20 protein-coding genes and 1 pseudogene are annotated in these 24,590 nt (G+C 72.7%); 17 read left to right on the top strand and 4 right to left on the bottom strand.

The window, feature by feature from the left end:
* Nucleotides 1-63 precede the first annotated feature (63 nt).
* The 4 genes and pseudogenes from ACH41F_RS02730 to ACH41F_RS02745 form a co-directional block, all read left to right on the top strand.
* Nucleotides 64-1,098 (top strand): NlpC/P60 family protein, encoded by a 1,035-nt coding sequence (locus ACH41F_RS02730; protein WP_391229880.1) that lies wholly within the window; start codon nt 64-66, stop codon nt 1,096-1,098.
* 259 nt (nt 1,099-1,357) lie between these two features.
* Complete coding sequence (locus tag ACH41F_RS02735; RefSeq protein ID WP_391229882.1) at nt 1,358-2,371, top strand: NlpC/P60 family protein; 1,014 nt, start codon at nt 1,358-1,360, stop codon at nt 2,369-2,371.
* Nucleotides 2,372-2,403: 32 nt separating this feature from the next.
* On the top strand, nt 2,404-3,594 hold the full coding sequence (locus tag ACH41F_RS02740) for a hypothetical protein (protein ID WP_398832404.1): 1,191 nt from the start codon (nt 2,404-2,406) through the stop codon (nt 3,592-3,594).
* Between the two features lie 119 nt (nt 3,595-3,713).
* Nucleotides 3,714-3,992 (top strand): annotated as a pseudogene (locus tag ACH41F_RS02745) (MATE family efflux transporter); the annotation flags it as partial.
* Here the strand turns inward: ACH41F_RS02745 and ACH41F_RS02750 are convergent.
* Nucleotides 3,953-5,188, bottom strand: a complete 1,236-nt coding sequence (locus tag ACH41F_RS02750; RefSeq protein ID WP_398832406.1) for a glycosyltransferase 87 family protein — start codon at nt 5,186-5,188, stop codon at nt 3,953-3,955. The pseudogene ACH41F_RS02745 and the gene ACH41F_RS02750 overlap by 40 nt on opposite strands.
* 144 nt (nt 5,189-5,332) lie before the next feature.
* On the opposite strand from ACH41F_RS02750, the gene ACH41F_RS02755 reads away from it, so the two are divergent.
* Both ACH41F_RS02755 and ACH41F_RS02760 read left to right on the top strand, forming a co-directional pair.
* Complete coding sequence (locus ACH41F_RS02755) at nt 5,333-6,475, top strand: glycosyltransferase family 4 protein (RefSeq protein WP_398832408.1); 1,143 nt, start codon at nt 5,333-5,335, stop codon at nt 6,473-6,475.
* Between the two features lie 83 nt (nt 6,476-6,558).
* Nucleotides 6,559-8,145 carry a GMC oxidoreductase gene (locus tag ACH41F_RS02760; protein WP_398832776.1) on the top strand — a complete coding sequence of 529 codons (1,587 nt, stop codon included), beginning with the start codon at nt 6,559-6,561 and terminating at the stop codon, nt 8,143-8,145.
* Nucleotides 8,146-8,164: 19 nt separating this feature from the next.
* Here the strand turns inward: ACH41F_RS02760 and ACH41F_RS02765 are convergent, their stop codons facing one another.
* Nucleotides 8,165-9,961 carry an AMP-binding protein gene (locus ACH41F_RS02765; RefSeq protein ID WP_391229891.1) on the bottom strand — a complete coding sequence of 599 codons (1,797 nt, stop codon included), beginning with the start codon at nt 9,959-9,961 and terminating at the stop codon, nt 8,165-8,167.
* Between the two features lie 352 nt (nt 9,962-10,313).
* Between ACH41F_RS02765 and ACH41F_RS02770 the strand changes: the two genes are divergently transcribed.
* From ACH41F_RS02770 to ACH41F_RS02795, 6 genes are all read left to right on the top strand, one after another.
* The gene (locus tag ACH41F_RS02770) at nt 10,314-11,069 is read left to right on the top strand and encodes a metallophosphoesterase (RefSeq protein WP_391229894.1); all 756 of its coding nucleotides are present in this window, start codon (nt 10,314-10,316) and stop codon (nt 11,067-11,069) included.
* 104 nt (nt 11,070-11,173) lie between these two features.
* Nucleotides 11,174-11,617, top strand: coding sequence for an SRPBCC family protein (locus ACH41F_RS02775; protein ID WP_391229895.1), 444 nt, complete (start codon nt 11,174-11,176; stop codon nt 11,615-11,617).
* Nucleotides 11,618-11,719: 102 nt separating this feature from the next.
* Nucleotides 11,720-12,889 carry an ArsA family ATPase gene (locus tag ACH41F_RS02780; RefSeq protein WP_398832411.1) on the top strand — a complete coding sequence of 390 codons (1,170 nt, stop codon included), beginning with the start codon at nt 11,720-11,722 and terminating at the stop codon, nt 12,887-12,889.
* A gap of 57 nt (nt 12,890-12,946) precedes the next feature.
* Nucleotides 12,947-13,432 (top strand): DUF5304 family protein, encoded by a 486-nt coding sequence (locus ACH41F_RS02785; RefSeq protein WP_391229899.1) that lies wholly within the window; start codon nt 12,947-12,949, stop codon nt 13,430-13,432.
* 54 nt (nt 13,433-13,486) lie between these two features.
* Nucleotides 13,487-14,440, top strand: coding sequence for an ROK family glucokinase (locus tag ACH41F_RS02790; protein ID WP_391229900.1), 954 nt, complete (start codon nt 13,487-13,489; stop codon nt 14,438-14,440).
* A gap of 116 nt (nt 14,441-14,556) precedes the next feature.
* Nucleotides 14,557-15,270, top strand: coding sequence for an endonuclease/exonuclease/phosphatase family protein (locus ACH41F_RS02795; RefSeq protein WP_391229902.1), 714 nt, complete (start codon nt 14,557-14,559; stop codon nt 15,268-15,270).
* Between the two features lie 3 nt (nt 15,271-15,273).
* Here ACH41F_RS02795 and ACH41F_RS02800 read toward each other — a convergent pair whose 3' ends face one another.
* Both ACH41F_RS02800 and ACH41F_RS02805 read right to left on the bottom strand, forming a co-directional pair.
* A complete protein-coding gene (locus ACH41F_RS02800; RefSeq protein ID WP_391229904.1) occupies nt 15,274-15,846 on the bottom strand; it encodes a hypothetical protein in 573 nt (190 codons plus the stop codon).
* A complete protein-coding gene (locus tag ACH41F_RS02805) occupies nt 15,839-16,618 on the bottom strand; it encodes an alpha/beta fold hydrolase (protein WP_391230581.1) in 780 nt (259 codons plus the stop codon). Before ACH41F_RS02805 ends, ACH41F_RS02800 begins: the two co-directional genes overlap by 8 nt.
* 160 nt (nt 16,619-16,778) lie before the next feature.
* On the opposite strand from ACH41F_RS02805, the gene ACH41F_RS02810 reads away from it, so the two are divergent.
* The 5 genes from ACH41F_RS02810 to ACH41F_RS02830 all read left to right on the top strand — a co-directional run bounded on the left by ACH41F_RS02810 (nt 16,779) and on the right by ACH41F_RS02830 (nt 24,554).
* The gene (locus ACH41F_RS02810) at nt 16,779-17,525 is read left to right on the top strand and encodes a 1-acyl-sn-glycerol-3-phosphate acyltransferase (RefSeq protein ID WP_391229906.1); all 747 of its coding nucleotides are present in this window, start codon (nt 16,779-16,781) and stop codon (nt 17,523-17,525) included.
* Nucleotides 17,526-17,557: 32 nt separating this feature from the next.
* Nucleotides 17,558-18,772 carry a MacS family sensor histidine kinase gene (gene macS, locus ACH41F_RS02815; protein ID WP_398832416.1) on the top strand — a complete coding sequence of 405 codons (1,215 nt, stop codon included), beginning with the start codon at nt 17,558-17,560 and terminating at the stop codon, nt 18,770-18,772.
* Entirely contained in the window at nt 18,769-19,443 is a 675-nt protein-coding gene (locus ACH41F_RS02820) for a response regulator (RefSeq protein ID WP_391229911.1), read from the top strand. The genes macS and ACH41F_RS02820 overlap by 4 nt, the downstream gene beginning before the upstream one ends.
* Nucleotides 19,444-19,670: 227 nt before the next feature.
* Entirely contained in the window at nt 19,671-20,699 is a 1,029-nt protein-coding gene (locus tag ACH41F_RS02825) for an ATP-dependent 6-phosphofructokinase (protein WP_391229913.1), read from the top strand.
* A gap of 153 nt (nt 20,700-20,852) precedes the next feature.
* Nucleotides 20,853-24,554: a CHAT domain-containing protein gene (locus ACH41F_RS02830; RefSeq protein WP_391229916.1), complete on the top strand. Its 3,702-nt coding sequence runs from the start codon at nt 20,853-20,855 to the stop codon at nt 24,552-24,554.
* Nucleotides 24,555-24,590: the final 36 nt, after the last annotated feature.

A 24,590-nucleotide genomic window follows, 5' to 3' on the forward strand; every position in this document is an offset into this window, starting at 1 on the left:
GTCACTAGGGTCTGGGCTCGAACCTCCGAACGGGTGATCACTCACAAGAAGGAGCTCACCTCCGTGGCGTCCCACCGTCGACCCAAGCAGCCCAGTCGCACGCGCGTGACCGTGCTGACCACCGCTGCTGCCGCTGCCGTCGCTCTGAGCGCCAACGCCGCCAACGCGGCGCCGAGCGAGAAGCCCAGCAAGGACGAGGTCAAGTCCAAGGTCGACAAGCTCTACGAGGAGGCCGAGCAGGCCACCGAGAAGCTCAACGGCGCCAAGGAGAAGCAGGAGAAGCTCCAGAAGGAGATCTCCACCATCCAGGACAACGTCGCCCGCGGCCAGGAGGAGCTCAACGAGCTCCGCGACTCCATGGGTCTCGCGGCCGCCGCCCAGTACCGCACGGGCAGCATCGACTCCTCCCTCCAGCTCTTCCTGTCCTCGAACCCGGACGACTACCTGGACAAGGCCTCCACGGCCGACCAGCTCAGCGCCCAGCAGGTCGAGGCGCTGAAGAAGATCCAGGAGAAGCAGCGCGAGCTGGCCCAGGAGCGTTCCGAGGCCTCCGAGAAGCTCAAGGACCTCTCCAGCACCCGCACCGAGCTGGCGAAGAAGAAGAAGGAAGTCCAGGGCAAGCTCGCCGAGGCGCAGAAGCTCCTCAACACCCTGACGGCCGCCGAGAAGGCCGCCATCACCGCCGAGGAGAACCGCGCCAGCCGCTCCGCCACCGAGCGCGTGGACCTCGGCAGCACCGCCCCGGCCTCCGGCCGCGCGCTGGCCGCCTTCCAGGCCGCCCAGAGCAAGATCGGCTCGCCGTACGTCTACGGCGCCTCCGGCCCCTCCTCCTTCGACTGCTCGGGCCTGACCTCCTGGGCCTTCGCCCAGGCCGGCGTCGGCATCCCCCGCACCTCGCAGGCCCAGGCCAACTACGGCACCAAGATCTACAGCCAGTCCGACCTCAAGGTCGGCGACCTGGTCATCTTCTACGGCGACCAGCACCACGTCGGCTTCTACGCCGGCAACGGCCAGGTGCTGCACGCCCCGCGCACCGGCACGGTCGTCCGCTACGAGTCGATCAACAACATGCCGTTCCAGTTCGGCGTCCGGATCTGACCCGCCCCCAGGGACCGATTCACCCTGAGGGTCCACCTCAAGATCACGACACCGCGCCGCCCGAACGGGCGAATCGCGCCGACGTGAACTGACCCCACGCCCCGCCCATGACCTGCGTCCTAGGCGGGGCGTCACTGTGTGTGCCCACGGAGGTCGTTGGTCGGCGCCCGGTCACGGGGCTACTGTCTGCCGCGTTTCCCCGAGCGACACCGCTCCGGGGGAAGGTCCTTGTCCGCCAGCGGAAGGAGTGCGGCTTCCCGTGGGGTTCCATCGCCGCCTTGTACCGTCCGGGTTCGACCGGGGCGCCAGTGCCGCGCTCTGTGTCCTGTCAGCCACCGCCGCGGCCCTCGGGGTCGTACCGGCGTCGGCCGCGCCGCACGACGACACCCGTGCCGAGGTGGACCGTCTCTACGAGGAGGCCGAGAAGGCCACCGAGGCCTTCAACAAGGCCGACGAACGCGCCGACGCCCTCCGCGAGGAGGTCGGCACCGCGCAGGACCGGATCGCCCGCCAGCAGGAGCGCATCAACTCCATGCGGGACGCGCTCGGTTCGCTGGCCGGCGCCCAGTACCGCGCGGGCGGCCTCGACCCCTCCCTCGCCCTGCTCTTCTCCGACGACCCGGACGACTACCTCGACAAGGCGGCCGCCCTGGACCGGATCACCGCCCACCAGGCCGGTGAGCTGAGCGACCTCCAGGAGGCGATGCGCGAACTCACCCAGGAGCGCGCGGAGGCGACCGGGAAACTCGCCGAGCTGGACCGGAGCCGCAAGGCGGTGGCGCTGCACAAGCGGACCGTGGAGAAGAAGCTCGCCAGGGCCCGCGCGCTGCTGAACTCCCTGCCGTCCGAGGAGCGCGCCGCCTACGACCGTGCCTCCCGCTCCGGCCGCGAGGAGATGCCCGACCTCTCGGGCGCGGTCCCGCCCAACGGCCGCGCCGGTGCCGCGGTCGCCGCCGCCCGTGCCGCGCTCGGCAAGCCGTACGTCTGGGGCTCCACCGGCCCCTCCGGCTTCGACTGCTCGGGCCTGATGGTGTGGTCGTACCGCCAGGCCGGGGTCTCCCTGCCGCGTACCTCGCAGGCCCAGCGCCACGCCGGACGGCAGGTCCCGCTCTCCCAGGCGCAACCCGGTGACCTGGTCACCTACCGTTCCGACGCCAGCCATGTCGGCATGTACGTGGGCAACGGCCAGGTGATCCACGCGCCCTACCCCGGCGCTCCGGTGCGTTACGACCCGGTGGGCATGATGCCGGGGGCGACGGTCACCAGGGTCTGACCTTCGCCCGCTGCCCGCCGTACGATCGGGAAGTGGCTGGTCGAGGGCGGGTGCCGATGCACGGTGTCGTGCTGCTGTGTCTGCTGCTCGTCTCCTTGGTGGGATGCGGCGGCGGACCCGCCTCCGACACCGCCCGGGCCGACGTCCAGCGGTTGCTGGACCGGCGCTCGGCCGCCGTCCTCGACCGGGACCGGGCGGCCTTCCGCAGGACGGGGGACCTGGGCTGGTTCGAGAACGCCCGGGGAGTGCCGTTCGCGGCCTGGGCGTACCGGCTGACGGATCTGCGCCGGGACGGTGCCACGGCCACCGCCGAGGCCGAACTCAGCTACCGGATACAGGGGTACGACAACGCGCCGGTCAGCGTCGGCCGCACCCTCACCCTGAGTCTGGACGCGGGCGGCCGGTGGTACGTGGACACGGAGAAGCCCGCCGAGAAGTCCGCCGAACAGCTGTGGGACCAGGGCGAGGTGGCCGTCGTGCGCGGCGAGCACAGCCTGGTGATGGGCGCCGAGCAGTCGACCGAGGCGCTGCACTCCTACGCCGACCTCGCGGACCACGCGGTGCCGGCCGTCTCGGCGGCGTGGGGCACCGACTGGTCCCGGCACGTCGTCGTCCTGGTGCCGGACTCCCTGAAGGGCATGGCGGGGCTGCTCGCGTCCCCCACCTCCTCGTACCGCGGGATCGCGGCCGTCACCACCGGCGAGACGGGCGCCCCGGCGAACGCGCCCGCGGACCGGATCATCGTCAACCCCGACGCGTACGGCGTCCTCGGCGACGTGGGCAAGCAGGTCGTGCTCACTCACGAGACCACCCATGTCGCCACCCGCGCCCACACCACCGCGGCCACGCCGTTGTGGCTGTCCGAGGGGTACGCCGACTTCGTGGGCTATCTCGGATCCGGCCGCTCGCCCGTCCAGGCCGCCCCCGAGCTGTGGCGGGCCGTCAGGGACGGGCGGGTGCCCGAGGCGCTGCCCGAGGACGCCGACTTCGGGTTCGGCGGCGACGCGGCCGAGCTCGCGCGGGCCTACGAGAGCGGCTGGATGGCCTGCCGGATGGTCGCGGAGCAGTGGGGCGAGCCGAAGCTGCGGGAGTTCTACCAGGCGGTGGGCGCGCACAAGGAGCGGGCCGGGGCGGTCGAGGAGGCGTTGGAGCGGGTGCTCGACACGAACCTGGACGACTTCACCGCGCGGTGGCGGGACCATCTCCGGCTTCAGCTCGGCTGAGCCGCTCGATGGCCTCCTCCAGCCAGGTGCGCTCCGCCTGCCCGGTCGCCCGGGCCACGCGCAGCATGCCCTCGCGGAACAGGCCGCCGCTGTCCTCCGCGCGTCGGTGAGGGAGAGGTCTGTTCCTGCGCTGCGTCGGGCCCTATCTGCTGCTCGCGGCCTGCTTCATCGCGCTCGGTGGGGTCTTCGAGGGCAGCGGCGGCGCCCCGGTGCTGCTTCGGGTGACGCTGCTCGGCACGGCGCTCCAGCTGCCGCTGGCGTACGTCCTGTCGGGGTTCGGGCTGCCGGGGGTGTGTCTCGCGCCGGCCCTGTCCATGGCGGTGCAGTGCGCGGTGGTCCTCCGGGTGGCGGCCCGGCGTCAGGAGGTGACCGAGCTCTCCGTGGTGCGGGTCGCCTGAGGGGGCGGCGGCGTCTCGGTCCGGGCCGCCACCGTGGAGCGCCACAGCTCCACCGCCCCGAGGACGGTGGCGGTGACCAGCAGGCCGTTGCGGAGGAACAGCAGGGTGACGCCGAGCCCGTCGCTCGCGACGACGTTGCCGAAGTAGACCGGGAACTCCAGGACCGTCACGAAGGAGGCCAGCAGCACGATCAGGGCCGGCGCCCCCATCCGGCTGGCCCGGAAGCACAGACAGACGGCCGCGAGACCGATCAGCCACACCATGTACTGCGGGCTGATCACCCGGCTGGTGGTGGTGAACATCAGCACCGCCACGAAGGCCGCGTCGGCCGCGGTGTGCGCCTGGAACCGGGTCGCCGTCAGCCGCCACAGCAGCAGCCAGCCGAAGACCAGGCCGGTCAGGGCGAGGGCGGCCGTGCTGACGACGTTCACCCAGGGGCCGAGGAACTCCACCGAGCCGTAGTTGAGCAGCACCTGTCCGTCCCAGCCGTACCGCCGGGCCACATGGAAGACGAGGGAGCCCAGCGACTCCACCTCGGTGCCGCGGTCGGCCTGGAAGGTCAGGAAGGCGAAGGCGCCGGGCATGGTCACCGCGAACAGCGCCGCGAGGCCGGCCGCGGTCACCGCCGCCGCCGTCCAGGTGCTCCGCCTGCGCACGGCCACCAGCAGCAGCACCGGCCACACCTTGAGCATCGCCCCGAACCCCACGAGGGCGCCCGCCACCCGCGGATGCCGGGCGCCCGCGAGCAGCGCGGCGACCGCGACGGCGGTGACCATCACGTCGTAGCGGGCGTACACGGTGGGCCCGAGGAGGGGGACGCCGCCCACCCACACCCAGGCGCCGCGCATCGAGCGGCCGGGGCGCAGGCCCGCGTACAGGAGCAGGGACAGCACGACCAGGTCGGCGAGGAAGGCGAGGACGAAGAACGCGGTCGCGTACGGGAGGAAGGGCAGCAGCGCGGGGGAGAGGATCGCGAGGGCGGCGGCGGGCGGGTACTGCCAGGTGACGTCGTCCTGCGGGAACGTTCCGGTGCCCAGGACCTCGTACCAGCCCCGGTAGATCACCGAGACGTCGCTCGTGACGTCCGGGCCGGGGAAGACGAACACCTTGAGCACGAACAGGAGCAGCACCAGCCTTGTCAGCCCCCAGGTCGCCAGCAGCCCGGCCGGAGACCGCCTCGCACCCGCAATGTCCACCGGATCCCCTGTTCGCGTGTCGCCCGTCTTGAGATGGCCATGATGTCCCGGCCACCTGTGTGCTGGCCATTAAACGCGGCCGGGCGACGCCGTGGGCGGGCCGTCGGGCAGGTGGTGCGGGCGCTTTGGATAGGGTCGGCGGCGATGCACAAGACCCTGATCGTGACGAACGACTTCCCGCCGAGGCCGGGCGGCATCCAGGCCTTCCTGCACAACATGGCGCTGCGGCTGGACCCGGAGCGGCTCGTCGTCTACGCGTCCACCTGGAAGCGCGGCCGCGAGGGCGCCGAGGCCACGGCGGCCTTCGACGCCGAGCAGCCCTTCACGGTCGTACGCGACCGTACGACGATGCTGCTGCCGACGCCCGCGGCCACGCGTAAGGCCGTCGGACTGCTCAGGGAGCACGGCTGTACGTCGGTGTGGTTCGGCGCGGCCGCCCCGCTCGGGCTGATGGCCCCGGCCCTGCGCAGGGCCGGGGCGAAGCGGCTGGTGGCCACGACCCACGGGCACGAGGCGGGGTGGGCCCAGCTGCCCGCGGCCCGGCAGCTGCTGCGCCGGATCGGGGAGGGCACGGACACGATCACCTACCTCGGGGAGTACACGCGGTCGCGGATCGCCGGGGCGCTGACGGCGGAGGCGGCGTCGCGGATGGTGCAGCTGCCGCCGGGGGTGGACGAGAAGACCTTCCACCCGGGGTCGGGCGGCGAGGCGGTACGGGCGCGGCTCGGGCTGACCGACCGTCCGGTGGTGGTGTGCGTCTCGCGGCTGGTGCCGCGCAAGGGCCAGGACACGCTGATCCTGGCCATGCCGCGCGTTCTCGCCGCCGAGCCGGACGCGGTGCTGCTGATCGTCGGCGGCGGCCCGTACGAGAGGGAGCTGCGCAAGCTGGCGCGGGAGACGGGTGTCGCCGGCTCCGTCCGCTTCACCGGTTCCGTGCCCTGGTCCGAGCTGCCCGCGCACTACGGCGCCGGGGACGTCTTCGCCATGCCCTGCCGGACCCGTCGGGGCGGGCTGGACGTGGAGGGGCTCGGCATCGTGTACCTGGAGGCCTCCGCGACCGGGCTGCCCGTCGTCGCCGGGGACTCCGGCGGCGCCCCGGACGCGGTGCTGGACGGGGCGACCGGCTGGGTGGTGCGGGGCGGCTCGGTGGCGGAGACGGCCGAGCGGATCGTCGTCCTTCTCGGCGACCCGGAACTGCGGAGCCGGATGGGGCAGCGGGGGCGGGAGTGGGTCGAGGAGAAGTGGCGGTGGGACCTGTTGGCGGAAAAGTTGAAGGCGTTGCTATAGCCGGACGCGGATAATCCGCCGATGCTGCGTCCATGACAGCACAACTGATGCAGCGTCAGCTGACGAGACGTCAAATCCTGGGCATGGCCGCCCTCCAGACGGCCGCCGCCTCGGGTCTCACCCGCATCGGTCTTCAGTCGGCACAGGCCGTCGAACCGGCCGCCGTCGACAACGCGCCCGCCATCGTGGTCGGTTCGGGCTACGGCGCCGCCGTCGCCGCCCTCCGTCTCGGCCAGGCCGGCATCCGCACCATCATGATCGAGATGGGCCGGCTCTGGAACACCCCCGGCCCCGACGGCAAGGTCTTCTGCTCCACCGCGCGTCCGGACCAGCGCTCCATGTGGTTCCGCACCCGCACCGAGGCGCCGCTGGCCACCTTCCTGTGGCTGGACGTCGTCAACAAGAACATCAGCCCCTACCCCGGCGTCCTGGACCGGGTGCGCTTCGCCGACATGTCGGTCTACGTGGGCCGCGGCGTCGGCGGCGGCTCCCTGGTGAACGGCGGCATGGCGGTGACCCCGCGCAAGTCGTACTTCGCCGAGCAGTTCCCCACCGTCGACGCCGACGAGATGTACGGCACCTGGTTCCCGCGCGCCAACTCCATGCTCGGCGTCAACACCGTCGACCCGGCCTGGTTCGAGTCGACGGAGTGGTACCGCTTCTCGCGGATCTCCCGCAAGCACGCCCAGAACACCGGCCTGCGGACCACGTTCGTACCCAGCACCTACGACTTCGCCTACATGCAGAAGGAGGCCGCCGGCACCGCCACCAGGTCCGCGCTCGCCCAGGAGGTCATCTACGGCAACAACCACGGCAAGCGCAGCCTCGACAAGACCTACCTCGCCTCGGCGCTCGGCACCGGCAACGTCACCATCAACACGATGGAGCGGGTGCGGGCCGTCAGCCGGGAAAGCGACGGTACCTACGTCCTGACCGCCGACCGCGTCGACGTCACCGGCAGGGTCGTCGAGACCAAGCAGTACCACTGCACCTACCTCTTCCTCGGCGCCGGCAGCCTCGGCACCACCGAACTCCTCGTCCGGGCCCGGGAGACGGGCACCCTGCCCGCCCTGGACCCGAGCGTCGGCGCCGGGTGGGGGCCCAACGGCAACACCATGCTCGGCCGGGCCAACCACCTGTGGGACACCGTCGGGGCGAACCAGTCGACCATGCCGGTCATGGGCATCGACGACTGGGCGAACACCGCCAACCCCGTCTTCGCCGAGATCGCTCCCCTGCCCACGGGACTGGAGCACTGGGTCAGCCTCTACCTGGCGATCACCAAGAACCCGTCGCGCGCGACCTTCTCGTACGACAGCGCCACCGACGGGGTGAAACTCGGCTGGACCGCCGCGCAGAGCGCCGTGTCCTCGGGCATGGCCAAGAAGCTGTTCGACCGGATCAACGCGGCGAACGCCACGATCTACCGCTACGACCTGTTCGGCTCGTCCGACAAGGTCTTCGCCGACGACTTCACCTACCACCCGCTGGGCGGCTGCGTGCTGGGCAGGGCGACGGACAACTACGGGAGGGTGAAGGGGTATTCGAAGCTGTACGTCACCGACGGCTCGCTCGTGCCCGGGTCGATCGGGGTGAACCCGTTCGTCACGATCACCGCGCTCGCCGAACGGACGATGGCGCGGGTCCTCGTGGAGGACACCGCGCCATGACGCTCCGTCAGGGAGCCTGCTACTTCTGGTAGATCGCCTCGATCTCGTCCGCGTAGTCCTTCGCCACCACGTTCCGCTTGAGCTTCAGCGACGGCGTCAGGTGGCCCGAGTCCTCCGTGAACTGGGAGGAGAGAATGCGGAACTTCCGCACCGATTCCGCTTTCGACACCGCGGCGTTGCCGTCGTCGATCGCGGCCTGGACCGCCGCGTTCAGGTCCGGGTCGTCGACCAGCGACGCCGCGGTGACACCCGCCGGCTTGCCGTGCTCGGCGGCCCACCGGCCCAGGAACTCCTCGTCGATGGTGACCAGCGCGCCCACGAACGGCCGCCCGTCGCCCACCACCATGCACTCCGCGACCAGCGCGTGCGCGCGGATGCGGTCCTCGATGACCGCCGGGGCGACGTTCTTGCCGCCCGCGGTGACGATGATCTCCTTCTTGCGGCCGGTGATCCTGAGGTAGCCGTCCTCGTCGAGGGTGCCGATGTCACCGGTGTGGAACCAGCCGTCGGCCAGCGCCTCCTCGGTGGCGCCCGGGTTGTTCCAGTAGCCGGTGAACAGGTGCTCGCCGTGCAGCAGGACCTCGCCGTCGTCGGCGATGCGGACCACCGAACCCGGCAGCGGCTGACCGACCGTGCCGATCTTCTGCCGGTCCCAGGGGTTGAAGGCGGTCGCCGCACAGGACTCGGTCAGGCCGTAGCCCTCCAGGACCGTGAAGCCGATGCCGCGGAAGAAGTGGCCGAGGCGCTCGCCGAGCGGGGCGCCGCCGGAGATGGCGTACTCGCCCTTGCCGCCGAGGACCGCGCGCAGCTTGCTGTAGACCAGCTTGTCGAAGGCCCTGTGCTTGATCTTCAGGCCGAGCGACGGGCCCGAGGGGGTGTCCAGCGCCTTGCTGTAGGCGATCGCGGTGTCCGCGGCCTTGTCGAAGATCTTGCCCTTGCCGTCCGCCTGCGCCTTGGCGCGCGCCGAGTTGTAGACCTTCTCGAAGACGCGCGGGACGCCCAGGATCAGGGTCGGCCGGAAGGAGGCCAGCTCGTCGGTGAGGTTCTTGATGTCCGGGACGGTGCCCAGCTTGATCGGCGCCATCATGGGCGCGACCTGCACGAGCCGGCCGAAGACATGGGCGAGCGGGAGGAAGAGCAGCACCGAGCACTCGCCGGTGCGGAACAGCGGCCGCAGGCGCTCCACGACGTTGCCGCACTCGGCGAAGAAGCTGCGGTGGGTGAGCACACAGCCCTTGGGGCGGCCGGTGGTGCCGGAGGTGTAGACGATGGTCGCCGGGTCGTCGGCCTTGGCGAGCGAGCCGCGCTCCTCGACGGCGGCGTCGGTGATGCCGGCGCCGAGGCGGCCCAGCTCCTCCACGCCCCCGGCCTCGATCTGCCAGACGTGCTTGAGGTCGGGCAGGGTCGCGCGCACCGACTCGACGGCGGCGGCGTGGCCGTCCAGCTCGACGATCACGGCGGTGGCGCCCGAGTCGGACAGGATCCACTGGACCTGCTCCGGCGAGCTGGTCTCGTACACCGGCACGGTGACGGCGCCCGCGCACCAGATCGCGAAGTCGAGCAGCGTCCACTCGTAGCGGGTGCGGGACATCAGGCCGACACGGTCGCCGGGCTGGACACCGGAGGCGATCAGACCCTTGGCGGCGGCGTGCACCTCGGCCAGGAAGGTCGTGGCGGTCACGTCCTGCCAGGCGCCGCCCACCTTGCGGGCGATCACGGCGACGTCGGGATGCTGCGCGGCGTTTCTACGGACGATGTCCGTGAGGTTGCCGTCCGCAGGGACCTCGTACAAAGCCGGAAGGCTGAACTCGCGCAAGACTGCTGCTCCTCATAGGGCGCCGGCGCCACGACGTTGTGCGATGCGACGGTGCGGTCCAAGGCTCGGGCAGGTGCTCGGGGCCCAGCGGTTGCGACCACTGGTTGAAATCCTGAGCACGACTGGACTGCCCGGACGTTACCCGCCGGTATGGCGTCTCCGACAGGGGGGCCCGGCGAGATGTTCGCTGCGTCACACAGATTTGGTGTCTTTCTCGCGCACAGTAGTCCACGCATTTGATGACTAGCCAGTAACCGCAGGTCCCGCCGCCACTGTTCACGTCTGCCGCACGGGCCTACCCTTGATCGCCATGGCACCCACACCGGCCGGTAACCGGAGGACACGCGTACATGTGGTCAGCGACGTACACGGCAACGCCCGTGACCTGGCCAGAGCCGGCGAGGGCGCGGACGCCCTGATCTGCCTGGGGGACCTGGTCCTCTTCCTCGACTACGCCGACCACTCCCGCGGCATCTTCCCCGACCTGTTCGGGGAGGCGAACGCCGACCGCATCGTGGAACTGCGCACCGCCCGCCGCTACGAGGAGGCCCGGGAGTTCGGCGCCCGGCTGTGGGCGGGCATCGGCACCGACCGGGCGGCGGCCATCGAGAAGGCGGTGCGCAGCCAGTACGCCGAGCTGTTCGCCGCGTTCCCGACCCCGACGTACGCCACCTACGGCAATGTCGACATGCCGTCTCTGTGGTCCGAGTACGCCGGACCGGGCACGACCGTGCTGGACGGGGAGCGGGTGGAGATCGGGGGCCGGACCTTCGGCTTCGTCGGCGGCGGACTGCGCACGCCCATGCGCACCCCGTACGAGATCAGCGACGAGGAGTACGCGGCGAAGATCGAGGCCGTCGGCGAGGTCGACGTGCTGTGCACCCACATCCCGCCGGAGGTCCCGGAGCTGGTCTACGACACCGTCGCGCGCCGCTTCGAGCGCGGCAGCCGGGCGCTGCTGGCGGCGATCCACCGCACCCGGCCGCGCTACGCGCTGTTCGGCCACGTCCACCAGCCGCTCGTGCGCCGGATGCGGATCGGCGCGACCGAGTGTGTCAACGTCGGCCACTTCGCCGGGAGCGGCAGGCCGTGGGCCCTGGAATGGTGAGCGGGCGGTGACGTCGGGTGCTCACGTGCGCGGTAGCCTTCACGCTGCACACACGTGGGCAGGACGACTTGCCCTACCGGCCCGCATCTGGAGGAGCCACGGCGATGGCGGAACACACCAGCTCGAGCATCACGATCGAGGCGGCACCGGCCGACGTCATGGCGGTGATCGCCGACTTCGCCCGCTACCCGGACTGGACCGGCGAGGTGAAGGAGGCGGAGATCCTCTCGACCGACGCCCAGGGGCGTGCGGAACAGGTGCGGCTCGTCATGGACGCCGGGGCCATCAAGGACGACCAGGTCCTCGGCTACACCTGGACCGGTGACAACGAGGTCTCCTGGACGCTGGTGAAGTCCCAGATGCTGCGCTCGCTCGACGGCTCGTACATCCTCAAGCCGGCCGGGGCCGGGGCGACCGAGGTGACCTACGTCCTGACCGTGGACGTCAAGATCCCGATGCTCGGCATGATCAAGCGGAAGGCCGAGAAGGTCATCATCGACCGGGCGCTGGCCGGACTGAAGAAGCGCGTCGAGTCGGGGCCGAAGTAGCCGAGCGACACCGGGGACCGGGGCCGGACCCGCGCGCGGGGGCCGGGAGCGAGACGGCGCGACGGCGCCGGAGGGCGACGCGGAGAGTTACCGTTCACTCCCATGCGCACCCTCCTGATCACCGGTCCCGGCGGTGGCGGTCGTACGACCCTCGCCGCCGCCACCGCCCTGGCCGCCGCCCGTGACGGCGTCCGCACTCTCGTCCTGAGTGCCGACCGCACCGACACCCTCGGCGCGGTGCTGGGCGCGGCCACCGGACCGGTGCCCGTTCAGGTCCGGGACCGGCTCACCGCCTGGCGTCCCGACGCCGCCGCCGGCTTCCGGGACGACCTCGCCGCCTTCCAGCAGCGCGCGTCCTCCGTGCTCGACCTCCTGGGCGCCTCCCGGCTGGACCCGGAAGAGGTCACCCCCCTGCCCGGCGCCGAGGAACTCACCCTGCTGCGCGCCCTGCGCGACGCCGCCCTCTCCGAGGTCCACGACCTGCTCGTCGTGGACCTCCCACCCACCCCGCAGGCGCTCGCCCTGCTCGCCCTGCCCGAGGAGCTCCGCCGGTACCTGCGACGGCTGCTCCCGGCCGAACGGCAGGCGGCCCGCGCCCTGCGCCCCGTCCTCGGCCGCCTCGCCGGGGTGCCGATGCCCTCGGAGTGGCTGTACGAGACCGCCGCCCGCTGGGACAGGGACCTGGCCGCCGTCGAGGCCGTCGTCACGGACCGCGACACCGTCGTACGGCTGGTCGCGGAGCCCGGACCCGGCGGCGCCGACGCCGTGCGCGCCGCGACCCTCGCCCTCGCCCTGCGCGGACTGCGCCCCGACCACGTCGTCGCCAACCGGGTCCTGCCCGAGGCCGTCGCCGACAGTTGGCTCGCCGGCCTCGTCGCCCAGCAGCGCAAGACACTGGAGGAGTGGACCGAGACGCACGACGTCGTACCCGTCGCCCATCTCGGCCGGGACCCGCGGGGCACCGACGACCTCGCCGCGCTCGCCGTGCCGGGGGCGCCGACCGGGTCCTCCCGCACCGAGTGGCCGGTGCGGGACCAGCTCGCCGACGACGGCGTCCTCGTCTGGCACATCCCCCTGCCCGGCGCGCTGCGCGACGACCTCGACCTGATCCGGCGCGGCGACGAACTCGTGCTCACCGCCGGGCAGTTCCGTCGGGTGGTGCCCCTCCCGTCCGCCCTGCGCCGCTGCGCCGTCGCCGGTGCGGGCCTGCGCGACGGGCAGCTGCGCGTCCGGTTCACGCCGGACCCGGATCTCTGGCCGCGGACCCGGTGAACCCGGTGCGCCCGTTCGGGTAACGTCGTAGGGACGAACCGCAGTCAGGAGTCCGTCATGAGCGAAGAGCTCCCCCCGTCAGAGGCCGCCCGTCGTGAGGCTGCCGACGAGGTGCGGGCCACCGACGCCGACGCCTGGGCGACGGCGTGCGCCGAAGACCTCGCAGCGGAGAAGGCCCGCCGCCGCACCGAGCACGGCACGCCCCCGGGCTCGGCCGCCGAGGAACTGCGCAAGCTCGTCGACGCCGTCACCGACAAGCTGTCGTCGATCCAGTCACCCCTGTTCGGCGCGGTCGCCGGGCCCGCCGCCCAGCAGGTGGTGAACCAGGTCGTCCAGCAGGCCAGGGCCGCCGTCGAACCCGTCATCGAACGCAACCCGGACGTCTTCGACCACCTCGCGGCCGCGGGCAGCGAACTGCTCGCCGCGTACCGCTCCGCGGTCCAGGCCCAGGAACAGCGCTGGACGACCCGGGACAAGCCGTCCCGCGACCCGGAGGACCGGGGCGAGGACCCCGGCCCCGGGGAGCGGATCGACCTGGACTAGAGCCCCCTCCGGTACGGTGGGCCGTAGCGGGGCTCGACCGAAACTGAGGGATTCATGGGACTCACCATCGGCGTCGACATCGGCGGCACGAAGATCGCGGCCGGCGTGGTCGATGAGGAAGGCAACATCCTCTCGACCCACAAGGTGCCGACCCCGGGTACGCCCGAGGGCATCGTGGACGCCATCGCCTCCGCGGTGGACGGGGCGCGCGCCGGGCACGAGATCGTGGGCGTGGGCATCGGCGCGGCCGGTTACGTCAACCGGCAGCGTTCCGAGGTGTACTTCGCGCCGAACATCGACTGGCGCAACGAACCGCTGAAGGACAAGGTCGAGGCCCGCGTGGGCCTTCCCGTCGTCGTCGAGAACGACGCCAACGCGGCCGCGTGGGGCGAGTACAGGTTCGGCGCCGGCAAGGGCCACCGCAACGTCATCTGCATCACCCTCGGCACCGGCCTCGGCGGCGGCATCATCATCGGCAACAAGCTGCGCCGCGGGCACTTCGGTGTCGCGGCCGAGTTCGGCCACATCCGCATGGTGCCGGACGGCCTGCTGTGCGGCTGCGGCTCCCAGGGCTGCTGGGAGCAGTACGCCTCCGGGCGCGCCCTGGTCCGGTACGCCAAGCAGCGCGCCAACGCCACCCCGGAGAACGCCGAGCTCCTGCTGAGCCTCGGCGACGGCTCCCCGGACGGCATCGAGGGCAAGCACATCTCCATGGCCGCCCGCCAGGGCGACCCGGTCGCCGTGGACTCCTACCGCGAGCTCGCCCGCTGGGCCGGCGCCGGTCTCGCCGACCTCGCCTCCCTCTTCGACCCGTCCGCCTTCATCGTCGGCGGCGGCCTCTCGGACGAGGGCGAGCTGGTCCTGGACCCGATCCGCAAGTCCTACAAGCGCTGGCTGGTGGGCGGCAACTGGCGCCCGGTGGCCGACGTGATCGCCGCCCGGCTGGGCAACAAGGCGGGCCTGGTGGGCGCGGCGGACCTGGCGAGGGAACCCGACCCGATCATGTGAGCAGGGGGCGCTTCTGCCCACCCAGGGGGCGCGGGGGCACCGCGCGACCGGCCGCAACGCACCGGCCGTCGCGCGCACACCTCGCGCCCCGGGCCCTGAGGCGCAAAAATCACCCCATGGCACCCGACGACTCCGCCCTCGTCCGCGTCCTCAGCTACAACGTCCGCTCCCTGCGGGACGACACCGACGCACTGGCCGAGGTCATCCGCGCCTGCGCGCCGGACCTCGTCCTCGTCCAGGAAGCCCCCCGCTTCTTCCGCTGGCGCAAGAAACTCGCCCGCCTGGCCGGCGCGGCGGACCTCGTGATCCTCTCCGGCGGCGCCACGGCGGCCGGCCCCGCGATCCTGTGCGACCTGCGGGCCACCGTCGAACGCACCGAGGACGTCCTGCTGCCGCTCACGCCCGGACAGCACCGCCGCGGCTTCGCCACCGCCGTCGTCCGCTTCGGCCGCGCCCGGCTCGGCGTCCTGAGCTGCCACCTCAGCCTCCACAAGGACGAGCGCTACGAACAGGGCGGCATGCTCCTCGACCGGCTGGCCGGCATGGGAGTCGAGCACGCCGTCGCGGGCGGCGACCTCAACGAGGGCCCCGGCGGCCGCACCTTCCGCCGGCTCTCGGACAACCTCCAGGACTGCTGGGCCACGGCCCCCTGGGGCGGCGAGCACACCTGGACGCACACCGAGCCCCCTCGCCGGATCGACGCGATCTTCGCCACGAAAGGCATCGAGGTGCTGCGCTGCGGTGTCCCGCAGGACGTCCCCGAGACACGGCTGAGGGCGGCCACCGACCATCTGCCGGTCCTGGCCACCCTCAGGATCCCCGCGAGCTGAGCCTCAGACGACCGCGCCGCGTCCCGGGTCGTCCTCGTCCTCCTCATCGGTCCGCATCCGCGCCACCAGCGTCGCGAACCCGCCGAGGAAGCCGCCGATGCCGAGGGTCGCCAGCCACCAGGTCATGTCCCAGCGCAGCAGTATCGCCAGCAGGAGCAGCAGCGGGCCGCCCAGCACCGCGAGCCAGGCGAACTTCGCGGTGGTGTCCGCGGTCGGCAGCGGCGGCGGCTCCGGCGGGACGAAGTGGCCCTCGTCCTCCTCGTCGAAGTCCTCCTCGGCCGGCTCGGCGGGCGCGTAGTCACGCGGGCCGACTCCGGGCGCGAAGGAGACCGAGCTGCCCAGCGGCTTGGCCGAGGCGGGCTTCTCCTTCTCCTCCTCCGGCTCCGGCTTGTCGTCGTTGGTCTCCGGCTCCAGGAGCGCCAGGTCCTCCACCGACTTGAACGGCTTGGCACCCGGCGGGTCCGGCGGCTCCTCGCCGTACCCGGCGACGATCGCCGCCCAGGCCGCCGCCTCGTCGAAGGGGACGCCCCGCTCTTCCGGCTCACGGTCCTCGCGGTCGGAGTCGTGCTCAGCCACGTGCGGCCGTCCCTTCCTTGCCGATACCGGTCGCGAGCCGGCCGATGAAGGCGAAGCTCTCCTCGAAGACGCGCTCCGCGTCATGGTCCAACGTCGCCACGTGGTAGCTCTGTTCCAGCACGATCTCCGATACGTCCGTCGAGGACACCCGGCTCAGCACGCGCGCGGAGTCGGCCGAGGGCACCACGTGGTCCGTCGCGCTGCGCAGGACCAGCAGCGGCTGGGTGACCTGCGGGAGCTCGCCGTCGACCAGCCGGAAGAACTGCCGCAGCGAGTGCGCGGCGTGCAGCGGCACCCGGGTGTACCCCAGCTCGTGGGCGCCCTCCTTGGCGATGTCGTCGGCGATCCCCGGCGTCGACCGCAGCAGGTGCCGGACCACCGGAAGGGCGTACGGCGCGAGGCCGTGCATCCGGTTCGCCGGGTTGACGACCACCACACCGCTCACCGCGTCGCCGTGCTTGGCGGCCAGCCGCAGGGCGAGGGCGCCGCCCATGGACAGCCCCGCCACGAACACCCGGGTGCAGCGCTCGCGCAGGGCCCGCAGCTCGCGGTCCACCTCGGCGTACCAGTCCTGCCAGCCGGTGAGCGCCATGTCCTCCCAGCGGGTGCCGTGGCCCGGAAGGAGGGGCAACGACACGGTCAGACCCCGCTCGGCGAGGTACTCCGCCCAGGGGCGCAGCGACTGCGGGGAACCGGTGAAGCCGTGACAGAGGAGGACCGCCGTCTCGCCGCCCTCGTGGCGGAACGGCTCGGCTCCAGGGAGGACCGGCACCTTCGGTCTCCTGTTCATGAGAAGGGTGTGAACGTGTCCAGGTGGGGTTCACCGTACGCGACCGCACTGACACCGACCAGGGCCGTCGGGGCCTTTGACAGTGCTCCGGGTTAAGGTCTGATCGACACACACAGGAGGCACGGGGTTGTTGTACGGAACCATGAAGGTCGCCATCGGAGGGCCGCTGAAGGTCGCCTTCAGGCCCTGGGTGGAAGGCCTGGAGAACATCCCGGCCGAGGGCCCCGCGATCCTGGCGAGCAACCACCTGTCCTTCTCGGACTCCTTCTTCCTGCCCGCGGTGCTCGACCGGAAGGTCACCTTCATCGCCAAGGCGGAGTACTTCACCACCCCCGGCCTCAAGGGCCGTCTGACGGCCGCCTTCTTCAAGGGCGTCGGCCAGCTCCCCGTGGACCGCTCCGGGGGGCGCGGCGCGGGCGAGGCGGCGATCAGGAGCGGGGTCGAGGTGCTGGAGCGCGGTGAGCTGTTCGGGATCTACCCGGAGGGCACCCGCTCGCCCGACGGCCGCCTCTACCGGGGCAAGCCGGGCGGCCTCGCGCGCGTGGCGCTCGCCACCGGCGCGCCGGTCATCCCGGTCGCCATGATCGACACCGAGAAGATCCAGCCGCCCGGCCAGGTCATGCCCAAGCTGATGCGGCCGGGCATCCGGATCGGCGCCCCGCTGGACTTCAGCCGGTACCAGGGCATGGAGCACGACCGTTTCGTGCTGCGCGCGGTGACCGACGAGGTCATGTACGAGATCATGAAGCTCTCCGGCCAGGAGTACGTCGACATGTACGCGACCGCCGCCAAGCGGCAGATCGCGGAGGCGGCGAAGGCCGAGAAGGAAGCGGAGAAGGCGGCGAAGGCCGCCCTCGCCAAGGCGGAGAAGGAACGCTCCGAGTCCTAGACGGGGCTACGGGGGCGGGGTGGGGTTCATTCATGGCCAGGCGTGAGCGTGTGATGAGGATGTCGGTGGAGCTGCCGCTGTGGCGCGCGCTCACCGGCTACCGGGTGCTGACCCTGCTGTACGCGGTCGGCCTGTTCGCGACCAACCACGAGAACTACGACCGTCCCGGCATCGCCCTCGCCTACTACGCCGTCCTGTGCGTCTGGACGCTCGCCACCCTGCCCCGGGTCCAGAACGAGGCCGCCTGCACCCGGCGCTTCCTCGCCGTCGACCTCGGTATCGCGCTCGTCGGCATCCTGCTCACCCCGCTGGCCGTCAGCGAGCACCACATCGACACCGGCGGTCCCACCCTGCCGTCGATATGGACCGCCGGTTCGGTCCTCGCGTTCGCCATCAAGGGCGGCTGGCGCTGGGCCGCGCTCGCCTCCACGCCGGTCGCCGTCGCCAACCTGATCGAGCGCGGCCAGCCGGCCCGGGACACCGTCCACAACGTGATCCTCGTCTGGGTCGCCTCCATCGCCATCGGCTACGTCGTCGAGGTCGCCCGCGCCTCCGAGCGCACCCTCGCCCGGGCCCTGGAGATCGAGGCCGCGACCCGGGAGCGGGAGCGGCTCGCCCGGGACATCCACGACAGCGTGCTCCAGGTGCTCGCCATGGTGCAGCGGCGCGGTGCCGTCCTCGGCGGCGAGGCGGCCGAGCTGGGCCGGATGGCCGGCGAGCAGGAGGTCGCCCTGCGCACGCTGGTCTCCGGCGGGCTCACCCGCGTGTCCTGGGCGTCGGAGGACGGGGCGAAGGGGGCGGTCGTACGCGCCGTCGACGAGCCGGACACCGACGGCCCCGTCGATCTGCGCGCCCTGCTCGCCCCGTTCGCCGCCGCCAGGGTCAGCCTCGCCGACCCCGGCGCCCCGGTGGAGCTGGACGCGGCCGCCGCGAGGGAGCTGGCCGCCGCGGTGGGCGCCGCCCTGGACAACGTACGCAGGCACGCCGGGCAGGACGCGCGTGCCTGGATCCTGGTCGAGGACGAGCCCGACGAGGTCGTGGTGACCGTGCGGGACGACGGGCCCGGCATTCCCGAGGGCCGGCTCGCGCAGGCCGAGGGGGAGGGGCGGATGGGGGTCGCCCTGTCGATCCGGGGGCGGTTGCGTGAACTCGGCGGCAGCGCCGATCTGATCTCGGTGCCCGGACAGGGCACGGAGGTCGAGCTGAAGGTACCGAAGGTCTCCCGGGGGAAGGCAGGACAGCGATGAGCGACAAGGGCCCGATCAAGGTGATGGTGGTCGACGACCACCCCATGTGGCGCGACGCGGTCGCCCGCGACCTGGCCGAGGCCGGCTTCGACGTGGTGGCCACCGCGGGCGACGGCGACCAGGCCGTGCGCCGGGCCAGGGCCGCCGGGCCCGATGTGCTCGTGCTCGACCTGAACCTGCCGCTCAAGCCCGGCGTCCAGGTCTGCAAGGAGCTCGTCGGCCACAACCCGGCGCTGCGGGTCCTGGTGCTGTCGGCGAGCGGGGAGCACGCGGACGTGCTGGAGGCCGTGAAGTCGGGCGCGACCGGCTATCTGCTGAAGTCGGCGTCCACCGAGGAACTGCTGGACGCGGTGCGCCGCACGGCCGTCGGCGACCCCGTCTTCACGCCCGGCCTCGCCGGTCTCGTGCTCGGCGAGTACCGCCGGCTCGCCTCCGAGCCCGCGCCCGCCGCGGACCCCGACCAGCCCAGGGCGCCGCAGCTGACCGACCGGGAGACCGAGGTGTTGCGGCTGGTCGCCAAGGGCCTGAGCTACAAGCAGATCGCCGAGCGCCTGGTCATCTCGCACCGCACGGTCCAGAACCACGTCCAGAACACCCTCGGCAAGCTCCAGCTGCACAACCGGGTGGAACTCGTCCGGTACGCCATAGAGCGCGGGCTGGACGACGAGTAGCGGGCGGGACGGCGAGTAGCGCACGGACGAAGAGCAGGGCGCGCGATGCCGAGTGGTGCGCGTGCCGGCGACCAGCGCGCCTGACCACGACGGACACGCGCCCCTTTGACGGCCCGTGAACGAACCACCCGCTGATTCACCGGAATTGCCTTTCCCACCCATCGCTGTGTGACCTGGATCACCATTAGCGTGACTCTCACAGGCAACTGCGGCGAAGGGACTTTTCCATGCGCGTCGGAGTACTGACCGGAGGCGGCGACTGCCCCGGGCTCAACGCCGTCATCCGGGGCGTCGTCCGCAAGGGCGTGCAGGAGTACGGCTACGACTTCGTCGGCTTCCGGGACGGCTGGCGAGGACCACTGGAGAACGACACCGTCCGCCTCGACATCCCCGCCGTGCGCGGCATCCTGCCCCGCGGCGGCACCATCCTCGGCTCCTCGCGCACCAACCCCCTGAAGATCGAGGGCGGCATCCGCCGGATCAAGGAGAACCTCGCCAAGCAGGAGGTCGAGGCGCTCATCGCCATCGGCGGCGAGGACACCCTGGGCGTGGCGGCACAGCTCACCGACGAGTACGGCGTACCCGTCGTCGGCGTACCGAAGACCATCGACAACGACCTGTCCGCCACCGACTACACCTTCGGCTTCGACACCGCCGTCGGCATCGCTACGGAGGCCATCGACCGGCTGCACACCACCGCCGAGTCCCATATGCGCGTCCTGGTCTGCGAGGTGATGGGCCGTCACGCCGGCTGGATCGCCCTGCACTCGGGACTCGCGGGCGGCGCCAACGTCATCCTCATCCCCGAGCAGCGCTTCGACGTCGACCAGGTGTGCGCCTGGATCACCTCCCGCTTCAAGGCCTCCTACGCCCCGATCGTGGTCGTCGCCGAGGGGGCCATGCCGAAGGACGGCGACGTGGTCCTCAAGGACGCGTCGCTCGACTCCTTCGGGCACGTCCGGCTCTCCGGCGTCGGCGAGTGGCTGGGCAGGGAGATCGAGCGGCGCACGGGCAAGGAGGCCCGCACGACCGTCCTCGGGCACATCCAGCGCGGGGGCACCCCCAGCGCCTTCGACCGGTGGCTCGCCACCCGCTTCGGCCTGCACGCCATCGAGGCGGTACGGGACGGCGACTTCGGCAAGATGGTCGCGCTGCGCGGCACGGACATCGTGCGGGTGCCGATCGCGGAGGCCACGGCGAAGCTGAAGACGGTCGACCCCAAGCTGTACGAGGAGGTGGGGGTGTTCTTCGGCTGAGGCCGACGCTGATGCTCACGCAGAGGCCGAGCGCGGGAGCAAGACAACCTCCCAGCCCGTGAGGTGAGTTGTGCGACAGCCGGGCGCCGCCGCGGTTACCGTGGCGGCGTTCGGTGTACGGGGCACCGGAGGGCGTGGCACGGGGGAGGCGGCGTGGTCGGGTGGTTCAGCGGACGCGAGCTGCGGGCGCTGCTGGAGCGGCACCACGAGGAACTCGCCGCGGTCTGGCCCGCCGTACGGGACGGCGGGGCGCCCCCCGCGCCCTCGCCGCAGCGATCGGCCGGGCTCGTCGAACTGTTCCGGGTGGCCGGGCGATCGGCCGAGGACCGGGGTGCGCGGGGCGACCACCCGCCCGAGACCGCGCCGGTCCTCCTGGCCCTTGCCCTGCGGCACCGCCTGCACCCCGCGGCCACGCCCGCCGCACTGCGCCCCCTGGTCGCCCCCGCGGCACACCTCGACCCGGAGACGCTGAACACGGCCGCGAACATGACCGTCGCCTACTTCGACCACGCCAGGGACGAGGGCACGCCCGAGCACCTGCGCCGCTGGTGCCTGGACGCCGCCCTGCTCTGCGGCACCCGCTGTCTGCGCGGCTCCACGCCCGCCGACCCGCGCCGGGCCACGCTGCACCAACTCCTCTCGCACATCGCGGAGTCACGCCACCGCCACACCGGCGACCCGGCCGACGAGGAGACGGCGATCGAACACACCCGCGCGGCGTACGAGCACCGCCCGCCCGGGACACCGGGCGCCGACACGGCCGTCCGGCTCGCCGAGTTGCTGGCGAACCGCTGCGCCAGGCTGCGGGACGCCTCGCCCATGCGGGACGTGACCGCCCTCGTCCGGACCGCCCTCGCCGCCATGGACCCTCGCGGCGTGGAGTGGTCGGCCTACGCCGTGGCGGCCTGCGGCGCCTTCGTCACCGCGACCGCCCACGAGCCGAAGGACGTCCAACTGCTCGACGAGGCACTCCGGTTGCAGCGCGCGCTCCGCCAGAATCCGTACTACGGCCGGGTCAGGGACCGCATGGCGCCGGTCACCGCGGGCCTGCTGGCCCAGCGCTTCGCCCGGTCCCGGGACCCGGAGAGCCTCGCGGAGGCGATCGAGGCCTTCGAGGAGCTGTACGCCGCCCGGCCGTCGAGGTACGCGGCCGAACTGGGCCGGCACCTCCAGTACCGCTACCAGCTGAGCGGCGACCGGGCGGACCGGCAGCGCGCGCTGGACCTCATGGGCGAGGGCCTCACGGGACCGGACACCTCACGCGCGGCGGTGAGCTCGTACGGGATCGCCGCCGTGCACGCCTGCCGCGAGACCGGCGACCCCGAGGTGATCACCCGCGCCCTGGCCGTCGTGACCCCGCTGACCGCGCCGGGCGGGGCGCACGCCGGCGACGCCCCGGCCCTGCGCGCGCTCTGCCTTCTGCACCTCGCCCGCACGGAAGGCGAGCCCGAGCCCGACCACGGCCCCGCCGAGGAGGCCGCCCGCCGCAGCCTCGCCCACGCCCGCTCCGACGCCGAACGGGCCCTCGCGCTGTCCGTCCTCGCCACCGTGCTCGTGCACCGCTACCGGTTCGACCACGACCTCTCCCTGCTCGACGAGGCGATGGCCCGCTGCCGCGAGGGCCTCGCCGGGACGGCCGAGGACGAGGACATCGAGGTGGTCAACGCGCTGCGGGGCGCCCTGATCATGGCCCTCGCCGAACGCCACACCCGGACCGGCCATCTCGCCTCGCTGCGGGAGGCGGTCACCGTGGGCGAGGAACTGGCCTCCCACATACCGCGGTTCGAGGCCGAGACGCCGGTGCTCCTCGGCAACGTCACCACCCTGCTGGCCGACCACGCCCGCCGGACCCGGGACCCCGCCCAACTCGACCGCGCGCGGCGGCTCGTCGAACGCGCCCTGGCCACCACCCGGCCCGGCCACCACATGCGGCACAGCCTGGTCACCGCGCTCGGCGGCGTCCTGCTCGCCCGCTTCCGGCTGCCCGGCGCCGGGACCGAGGACGCCGAGGCCGCCGTACGCCACTTCGAGACGGCCCTGATGGACCCGCCCGCCGACCCGCTGCGCCGCCTGAGCCTCTACGGCTACCTGTCCCACGCCCTGCGCGAGCGGTACCGGCACGGCGGCGACCGGGAGGATCTCGACATCGCGCTGGCGGCCGCCCGCAAGTGCGTGCGCCTGGCGCCGCCCGGGCATCCGCTGCGCGGCGGCGCACTGGGCGCCGTCTCCTGGGCCCTCGAGGACATCGCCCGCGCGGACGGAGGCTACGACGCCGTCCGGGACCAGGCGCTCGACGTCAACACCGCACTGGCCGCCGACCCGGCGCAGCCTCCCGCGCACCGCCTCGCCGCCTCGGTGCGGGTGGCCGGTGTGGCGCACGCCGTCGGCGACGCGGAACGGGCGCTGGCCGCGGTACGGGACGCGGTCGACGAGCTGCCGCTGGCGGTGTGGCGCGGTGCCGACCGCTCCGACCAGGAACAGGTGCTCAGCGACGAGGAGTTGGGGTCGTTCGCGGCGAGGGTCGCGCTCGCCGCCGGGAGGCCCGGGGACGCGCTGGAGCTGCTGGAGGCGAGCCGCGGCGTCCTCGCCGCCCAGGCCCTCGAACTGCGCACCGACGCCGAGGACCTGGCCGCGGCCGACCCCGAACTCGCCGCCCGCTTCACGCGGGTGCGCGGGGAACTGGAGCGGGCCGCCGACGACCTGTCCGTGTCCGGGGCCGACCGCCGCCACCGGCTGGCCCGCGCATGGCAGGAGACCCTCGACACGATCCGCGCCCGCGGCGACTTCCGGGACTTCCTGCGGCCGCCCCGGGCGGAACGGTTGCTGACCGCGGGCGACCAGGGGCCGGTCGTGGTGGTCACCGTCGACCGGGAAGGCCCCGGCCACGCCCTGCTGCTCGACGGCACCGGCGTACGGGTCCGCACGCTGCCCGGCCTCACCCACGCCGAGGCCCGGGAACGCGGCGAACTGCTCGTCCAGGCGGTCGCCGCCGCGGGCCGCTCGGGTCTGGCCCGCGCCTTCGCCGAACAGTTCGTCGGGGACCTTTTGGACTGGTTGTGGACGACGATCGCCGAACCGGTCCTGACCGCGCTCGACATCACCGGCCCGCCCCTGCCCGGTGAGCGGCCGCCCCGGCTGTGGTGGTGCCCCTCGGGACCGCTGACCTTCCTCCCGCTGCACGCCGCCGGCGCGGTGCCCGACCGGGTCGTCTCCTCCTACACACCGAGCCTCACGGCCCTGCTGCGGGCCAGGAGCCGCACGGCCCCCGCCGGTCGACAGCCACTGATCGTCGCCGTACCGGAGACCCCGGGGCAGGCTCCGCTGCCGGGCGCCCTGCGCGAGGCCGAGCTGGCCCACCGCGCGGTGGGCGGCACGCTGCTGTCGGGCGCCCCGGCCCACGCCGACGCCGTACGCTCCGCGCTCGCCGGTCACGCCTGGGTGCACTTCGCGTGCCACGGCGTCCAGGACCCTCAACACCCCTCGCAGGGACGGCTGCTGCTGTCCGAAGGCACGCTCTCGGTGCTGGACATGGCCCGACTCCACCTGCCCGAGGCCGAGTTCGCGTATCTCTCGGCGTGCGAGACGGCGGTGGGCGGGGCCCGGCTGCCGGACGAGGCGCTGCACCTGGCGGGCTCCCTCCAACTCGCCGGGTTCTCCCAGGTGATCGGGACGCTGTGGAGGACGGACGACGAGGCCTCGGCGGAGATCGCCGAGGGCGTCTATGGCGAGTTGGCGGCGGCCGGACCGGGGACGCCGCCCGCCGCGGCGGCCCTGTGGCACGCCGTACGACGACTGCGGGAACGGCACCCGGACCGGCCGTTGAGCTGGGCGGCCCATGTGCATTCGGGGGCGTGAGCGGCGGGGGAGGAGCCTGGGGTCCTACGATCGGGG

The organism is Streptomyces sp. NPDC020489 (assembly GCF_044386545.1).
In the GTDB taxonomy this organism is placed as follows: domain Bacteria; phylum Actinomycetota; class Actinomycetes; order Streptomycetales; family Streptomycetaceae; genus Streptomyces.

Coding starts and splice junctions, on each gene's coding strand:
- ACH41F_RS02790 (WP_391229900.1), top strand. CDS start 13,487: ATGGGACTCACCATCGGCGTCGACATCGGCGGCACGAAGATCGCGGCC.
- ACH41F_RS02795 (WP_391229902.1), top strand. CDS start 14,557: ATGGCACCCGACGACTCCGCCCTCGTCCGCGTCCTCAGCTACAACGTC.
- macS (WP_398832416.1), top strand. CDS start 17,558: ATGGCCAGGCGTGAGCGTGTGATGAGGATGTCGGTGGAGCTGCCGCTG.
- ACH41F_RS02775 (WP_391229895.1), top strand. CDS start 11,174: ATGGCGGAACACACCAGCTCGAGCATCACGATCGAGGCGGCACCGGCC.
- ACH41F_RS02780 (WP_398832411.1), top strand. CDS start 11,720: ATGCGCACCCTCCTGATCACCGGTCCCGGCGGTGGCGGTCGTACGACC.
- ACH41F_RS02825 (WP_391229913.1), top strand. CDS start 19,671: ATGCGCGTCGGAGTACTGACCGGAGGCGGCGACTGCCCCGGGCTCAAC.
- ACH41F_RS02755 (WP_398832408.1), top strand. CDS start 5,333: ATGCACAAGACCCTGATCGTGACGAACGACTTCCCGCCGAGGCCGGGC.
- ACH41F_RS02810 (WP_391229906.1), top strand. CDS start 16,779: ATGAAGGTCGCCATCGGAGGGCCGCTGAAGGTCGCCTTCAGGCCCTGG.
- ACH41F_RS02785 (WP_391229899.1), top strand. CDS start 12,947: ATGAGCGAAGAGCTCCCCCCGTCAGAGGCCGCCCGTCGTGAGGCTGCC.
- ACH41F_RS02760 (WP_398832776.1), top strand. CDS start 6,559: ATGGCCGCCCTCCAGACGGCCGCCGCCTCGGGTCTCACCCGCATCGGT.
- ACH41F_RS02820 (WP_391229911.1), top strand. CDS start 18,769: ATGAGCGACAAGGGCCCGATCAAGGTGATGGTGGTCGACGACCACCCC.